The organism is Clostridium sp. MCC344 (genome assembly GCF_018785365.1).
In the GTDB taxonomy this organism is placed as follows: Bacteria; Bacillota; Clostridia; order Lachnospirales; family Lachnospiraceae; genus Pilosibacter.
The window spans coordinates 48,107-54,106 of the sequence record NZ_WQPQ01000008.1; the positions used below are offsets into that span (position 1 = coordinate 48,107).

The following is a 6,000-nucleotide window of genomic DNA, read 5'->3' on the forward strand; positions in this document are numbered from 1 at the left end:
AGGTTCTCCCAGATCTCCCTTGGCCTATGATAGTGAAAACGCAACAGGTCACGGTTCTGCTGATAGGCAGTCCAGAAAGCAGCGTATTCTTCCTTGAGAGTCTGGCGGAAGGTCGGGTCACTCAGCTGCTCCGTCAGGCGGTGGGTCTCCTCCGGGAACCCATTGCCTTTGATCTCTGACAGGCAGGACAAATATCCGGCTTCTCTGGCGTCCTCACTGAGATCGTGATATAGGTTCCAGAACTTTGTGGCAAGGAGGGAGCGTTCATAGCCTGCCGCTTCTGCAAGTTCCACATTGGAGGCAAACTGGCCGCTCTCCAAAAGCTCCCCGATACGCTCTGCGGCGCTCTCCCAGGAAATGACCTGGGCAGACCTGTCATAACGGACGGACTTCCCGTGGGAAAGATGGATACCGTCCTCGGCATACCATGCGCTCACACTGCCAAGGCCGTTGCCGCCGTGGTACAGCGTTTTCAGTATCTCGGCAATCTCAGCGGTGGTTTTCTGCTTTTCAAAGGCTGCAACCACACGCTCCCTCTGGCGGTCTGTATTGCCGCCCAAACGCAGCACATGGTCAATATCATTTTGAGCAAAAGAAAAAGCAGAGGATGTATGCGCTACATTCTCTGCTTCATCTATGGATTGGATCTGTTCTGCTTCGGAGAGGAACAGGTTTAGGGTCAGCTGTTGATAAGCTCTGCCATCAGGATTTCCTCGACCTGAGCTTTGCAGGTGTTCATCAGCCCCACCCACTTCATGGGATCGCTGGCTTTCAGTTCCTCGGTGGCTCCCGCTTCCTTCGCCAGCTGGGGCATCATCTGCTCCAGTCTGTTCTGGGCGGTCTCGTCGATCTCCAGAAGGTGCGGGTACAGCTTCTCGCTCAGCAGCATCTGGTTGTAGAGGATGGGACGGTGTTCCTTCAGGTAGGTTTTCCTCATCCTTCCGTACTTGCCCAGGGATTTCTCCGGCTGCTGGCTCAGCTTCAGGTCGGGAATCAGATAGTCTCCGTTCTGGATATAGGTCATGGGATTGTTCATCTTGTTTGCTCCTTTCTTGGTTGACTTCGCGCTCTGCATTTCGGACGGTAACGCCGATCTGCCGCAGCACCTGCTGGTTGATCTGGCTGACCGCTGTTCCCAGCGCCCCGATGGTGGACGGGGTGTTGAAATCAAAGATCGCCATGAAATCTTCGTGGTCGAAGTAGCGTTCCGGCTCCAGTCCGCAGCGGGACATCAAAGCGTAAGTGATGCTGACGGTGGCGGCTGCCTTGAACTGCACTCCGATGTTATACTCATCATATTCCTCCAAAAAGGAACCGTCAACGATATAGAAGAAGTCCTGCTGATGCTCCGTCCAGTATTCCTCAGCCAGTTTTCCGGCTACCTCAGTGAGCTGTCCGGCAAGGTCATCACCGGAAACATCATAGGTGCGCTCCAGCATAGCCTGCACGGAATCCAGATGGCGCTCCTCCAGCTGCCACATCCAGGGGGTGCGGGAATGTTCACGGGTTCCGGTGTCGGAAATGTCAAAGACATAGCGCAGGCGGGGCCTGTCCCCGGAATCGTCCACCAGCGCGATCCCCTTGGAACCGCGCCTTACATACCGGCCCATCTTTTCATTCCACAAATCGTACTCTGCACAGGCGGTGGCGTCCGGTCGCTGGGCGTAGATCATCAGCTGTTCATGGAACGGGTATTTGTAAAGTCGGGAAGCAGTGGTGAGAAACCCTGCCCATTCCTGCCAGCTCCCCGTGAGCTGCGTTGCCACCTTGTCCGCCATCTGTGCATATAGTTCAGCTTTGGTTGGCATGGTGTTCTGTCCTCCTTTCGGTTTTGGGGTAAAGAGGTGGGGTGGCAAATTGCCACCCCATCCCTGCGGTTATGGTGTTTACTGGTCAAAATCCGGGTACAGCTCCAGCTGGGCAAAGTCCTCATTGGTCATCGCACAGAGCTTCGTAAGGGCGCTGTCGGTCAGCTCCCTCAGTTCCGTTTCCTCCGGTGATAGCTCGCCGCGCATCTCACGCAGGCTGTTGATCAATCCGGTGCGGCTGCCGGTATTGTAAATGCACATCAGGTTCATTTCCTCAAAAGTAAAGTTTCCCATAATCAAATCTCCCTTTCCGCACTCTTTTTGGGTGCTGTCTTTTTGTGTTCTGCTTTGGGCTGGTTTTTCAGCTGATCCACAACGGATTTCTTCTTTTCCCGTTCCTCCCGATGGGTGGCGGCTGCCAGATCCATCAGGGAAATGGGCTGACCGCTTCGGGCCTGCTGTTCCAGCTCTGCCACCGTAGGCTCTTTTGCGCCATTGTTGATGATACCGTCGATCATGCCGTAATCGTCCTCCACGGTCATCTCCGCATTTTTCAGCGGATTTTGCGAAAAGAATCCAGGGATCTGGGTAAAACCAACGCTGTCACAGTAATGACAGGATACCTTACCGTCCTGCTTGATCGCAACGATGTCACTGACGCTCATGGAGGGGCTGTGAAAGTCCACGGGTTTTTCCAGATTGAATTGCTGATAGAGTTTTTCCAGCTGCTCTGGCACAGTGCCAGACTCACTCAGCGGAGCGGTGTAGATTAGGTCATAATTGCTGCGGTCTATGGAAATATCACGGGACTTTAGCCAGTCCAGATTCATAAAGCGCACATTCTGCGGATCGTCACGGCTTACCTGATAGATGGCAAAGCAATCTCTGTTCTGGGAGAGAAATGCCTGTTCTCGTTCCTGCTGATGTTCCTGACGCTCCATGACCTTTTCGTGGAACTGAGGACTTTTCTCCCATTCCTCACGGCCCACGCCGAAAAGACCGCCATGATCCATGATTTCCTGCGGGTCAAACACCATGCTCTCCGTATTGTCCTCATGCAGCACATAGACAGTCAAACCGGCGGCATCCAGTTCCAGCGCCCGTTCTCTGGTAACAGGGAGCATCCCATCATAGGAGTATCCGTATTCCTGCATATCCGGTGTGGAGACCTGCTCATCGGGCATGGGGTATTCATCCAGTGCCTGCTCCTGTGCTTCCGGCAGCTGGGAAGAAGTAGCCATCTGACTGGCCTCTGCCTGCATCTGCTGATAGGCAGCTTCCTGCAAGGTCTCGATCATGGACAACGGTGCGTATTTTACCGAGTCTCTGCCCAAATCGTTGTCATCACAAATCTGAAGAACTGCCTTCATGCGGGAAAGCTCCGGCATATCCATCTGACCGCCATCCATCTCTTTCATGGACGCAGCATCATAAAGGGTATAATCCCAGCCGCTGCCACAGGGCTGGATATGAAGATAGGTGGCATCGTCGATCAGAAACAAAGCCTCTTGCTGGTTGGCGTCCGCCCCCAGCACCTCCATTTCCGGCATGGCCGCAGCCAGTTCCTTTACCGCTTTCTGCACCAGCGGATTGTCACGGTAATAGTCGATTGCCTGGATAGTATCCAGGTCAATGGTCTGCCCGGTCAAAATCGGAAACGGTCCTTCATAGTCGCTTCCGTCTTTCAGCTCAAAACCAATTCCTTTGATCCCGTTCATTCGCTCTGCCGGAATCTCCTGATAAATGCGGACAGCTTCCTCCAAAGACAGGTTATCGTGGTATTCTCCGAGGTTTGGAAACTCCATGCACTCTGCTACATAGTAGGTTAGATTGCCAGTCGGCTGCTCTATCGGGGCGGTTTCCGGCTTTGCTTTTGTATTGGGGTCAATTCCACGCTCTTTGCAGATTTCCTTATAGTGACGCTCAATATCAGAGATCAAAGTGCCGGAGGTCTTGTTGATGGTCTCCAAACTGGCTCTCAGCTCTTTCAGTTCCTTGCCCTGACTCCAGCTGGCAATATAGCCGAAGCTGTTTTCTCCGGTTTCAATGCCAAAATACTTGCAGACCGCATAGGAGATGCTTTCAGCCTCCACTTCCTCCGTGTGACGGTCTTTCCTTTGTTCCTGCAAAAACTGGGCGAGGGTAGAAAAGCCGCCGGTAAAATTCAGCCCTTCTTCCTCGGTCAGCCGAAGATAGCCTTCTTTTGAGAGGTCTAATGGTTCCGCCAGAATCACAGCGCCCGCATGGTTTACACCAACTCGGTTCTCTACATAAATCGGCTCTCCAGGGTCATCGTCAGAACCGCGCAGGTCATAGCAGTAAACGCCCTCTGGCAGATCATCACGGGCAATCCGCCCATTGGAGAACAGGCCGGGTTTATCAAACAGCTCAATCTCCTGATATTGCTCGTCATTGGCAATCTGGATTTTTTTCTGATTGTGGAGCTTACTGTGGGCAATTTCATGGACCGTGGCCGAAACCGTCTGTACCTCGCTCATGCCCTGGCGAATGGCGATTTTCTGATGATCGGCAGAAAAATAGCCGTCCGTATCGGCGGCCATTGCTTCAAATGTGATCGGCACCGGCGCACTGCGGCGCAGGGCCTCCATGAATGCCTCATAATTTGGCACATTGCCGGAAAGGGAGGATGCAAGCTCCGGTAAAGGTTTCCCGTCGGTCTGGCTCACATCAAAGACCTTGACCGGGCGAAACATGGGGATCTCGATTTCTTTTTCCTCTGTAACAATCTTTCCGTCTTTATCCAGAATCGGAGCCTTGGTATCTGGGTCCAGTTTCTGCTCCTCGATTTTCTTCTTGTACGGTGTGGGGGCAATGATGGTAATGCCATGCTCGCCCTTTTTTACATGACGCTCAAACTGGTCTTTCCACTTATTGTATCCGGCTACCAAAGTGGCGTCCGGCTTCTGCATATAGATAAGCATGGTGTTGTTTACCGAATAGCGGTGGAAGCGGGACATGACGGACAGATAGTGCATATACTTTTCGCTCTCGAACAGCTCCTTGATGCCCTGCTCGATGCCATCCGTGATTTCCCTTAGCCGCTCTCGGTTGGTGGGTTTATTCTCAGCCATGATTTTCAATCTCCTTTCCAAGTGTGTGATTTCTGCTGTGTGTTCTGCAATCCATGCCTTTTGTTCTTCTTCACTTTCATAAAGAAAAAGGTCCAGCAGGTACTCTACATAGGTTTTCTTCTGGATCGCTTCCACAAAATGGGGGTGCGGTTCTTCCTCCGGTGTCCGGGGAGAATTGTCGGCCTCCCATTTTTTCAGCAGATAGTAGTAATCGGACAGTACGCGATAACACCGCTGCCGGTCCTCCCGAAACTTTTGTGCCTCGGTTTTCTGCCGGACATACCTCCTGCGGGGAGGGGCCTGACTGTCATAGATCAGGCCAGAGTCCTGTGCCAGTTTCTCCGCCGCTTCTTTTGGGGAGAGGTCAAAGAGCTTTGCGGTAAAGTCGATCACATCGCCAGTAGCTCCGCAGCCGAAACAGTAGAAATATTCCTCGTTCAGCTTCATGCTGGGGTTCTTATCATCGTGAAAGGGGCAGCAGGCCATGCCAGTTCGACTGACTTTTATCCCGTAAAACTCTGCCGCTTCTTTGGTGCTGACCGACTGCTTGACTGCTTCAAATACATTCTCTGCCATGTGCCTTTAACTGCTGGACTTTCTCACAGGGGGCTGGTATCCGGCAGCTTTCGCACGCTCACTGGCAGCTTTGCGGCGTTCTGCGCTGTATGGCTCCCTGACTGATACACACCGCTTAGGGACGGTAAAGTTATGGGCGTCCTTTCGGGTGATCTGGTCGGGGTGCTTTTTTGCCAGCAGTTCCAGCTTCTCCATCAGGCGGGGATCGTGGGTGTAGACCTCAGCCATTGGTTCTGCCTGGTTATAGAGGAGAATGGTTTCCCGTTCCACTAAAGAGAGCTTCATCGGCTGCCTCCTTTCCGCTGGTCAAATTCCAGCTTGAAGTTGGCGTACTGTCCATCATCCTCCAAAACCACAGTAGCATCGTAGGTCTTGCCGGTTTTCTCCGAATATAGGCCCGTTACACGGACACGGCCATCTTTCAGCAGCGCAGACACCACAGCCTTGGTCGGCTGTTTTTTCTTGGCAGCCCACCATTTGTTGTTTTTCCAGATTGCAAATTTGCAAGAATCATTCTGACAGAA

At 52.7% G+C, this 6,000-nt stretch carries 6 protein-coding genes and 1 pseudogene; 1 reads left to right on the forward strand and 6 read right to left on the reverse strand.

The window, feature by feature from the left end:
• Positions 1–679: 679 nt before the first annotated feature.
• Positions 680–1,036 carry a TnpV protein gene (locus GPK90_RS18940; RefSeq protein WP_227063880.1) on the reverse strand — a complete coding sequence of 119 codons (357 nt, stop codon included), beginning with the start codon at positions 1,034–1,036 and terminating at the stop codon, positions 680–682.
• Between GPK90_RS18940 and GPK90_RS18945 the strand changes: the two genes are divergently transcribed.
• Positions 1,023–1,790 carry a hypothetical protein gene (locus GPK90_RS18945; protein WP_118078021.1) on the forward strand — a complete coding sequence of 256 codons (768 nt, stop codon included), beginning with the start codon at positions 1,023–1,025 and terminating at the stop codon, positions 1,788–1,790. The genes GPK90_RS18940 and GPK90_RS18945 overlap by 14 nt on opposite strands.
• A gap of 96 nt (positions 1,791–1,886) precedes the next feature.
• Here GPK90_RS18945 and GPK90_RS01740 read toward each other — a convergent pair whose 3' ends face one another.
• The 5 genes and pseudogenes from GPK90_RS01740 to GPK90_RS01755 form a co-directional block, all read right to left on the reverse strand.
• Positions 1,887–2,102, reverse strand: coding sequence for a transposon-transfer assisting family protein (locus tag GPK90_RS01740; protein ID WP_003524700.1), 216 nt, complete (start codon positions 2,100–2,102; stop codon positions 1,887–1,889).
• A 2-nt stretch (positions 2,103–2,104) separates the two neighbouring features.
• The gene (locus GPK90_RS19715) at positions 2,105–4,234 is read right to left on the reverse strand and encodes a YodL domain-containing protein (RefSeq protein WP_486463659.1); all 2,130 of its coding nucleotides are present in this window, start codon (positions 4,232–4,234) and stop codon (positions 2,105–2,107) included.
• Positions 4,223–5,476: pseudogene (locus tag GPK90_RS19720) on the reverse strand (ArdC family protein); the annotation flags it as partial. The gene GPK90_RS19715 and the pseudogene GPK90_RS19720, both read right to left, overlap by 12 nt.
• A gap of 6 nt (positions 5,477–5,482) precedes the next feature.
• Positions 5,483–5,761 (reverse strand): hypothetical protein, encoded by a 279-nt coding sequence (locus GPK90_RS01750; RefSeq protein ID WP_002570998.1) that lies wholly within the window; start codon positions 5,759–5,761, stop codon positions 5,483–5,485.
• A partial coding sequence (locus GPK90_RS01755; protein WP_346011196.1) for a topoisomerase C-terminal repeat-containing protein occupies positions 5,758–6,000 on the reverse strand: 243 nt, incomplete at its 5' end. The genes GPK90_RS01750 and GPK90_RS01755, both read right to left, overlap by 4 nt.

Bases quoted from the DNA above. Each gene is read 5' to 3' on its own strand.
- GPK90_RS01740 (WP_003524700.1), bottom strand. From the start codon at position 2,102: ATGGGAAACTTTACTTTTGAGGAAATGAACCTGATGTGCATTTACAAT.
- GPK90_RS18940 (WP_227063880.1), bottom strand. From the start codon at position 1,036: ATGAACAATCCCATGACCTATATCCAGAACGGAGACTATCTGATTCCC.
- GPK90_RS18945 (WP_118078021.1), top strand. From the start codon at position 1,023: ATGGGATTGTTCATCTTGTTTGCTCCTTTCTTGGTTGACTTCGCGCTC.
- GPK90_RS01750 (WP_002570998.1), bottom strand. From the start codon at position 5,761: ATGAAGCTCTCTTTAGTGGAACGGGAAACCATTCTCCTCTATAACCAG.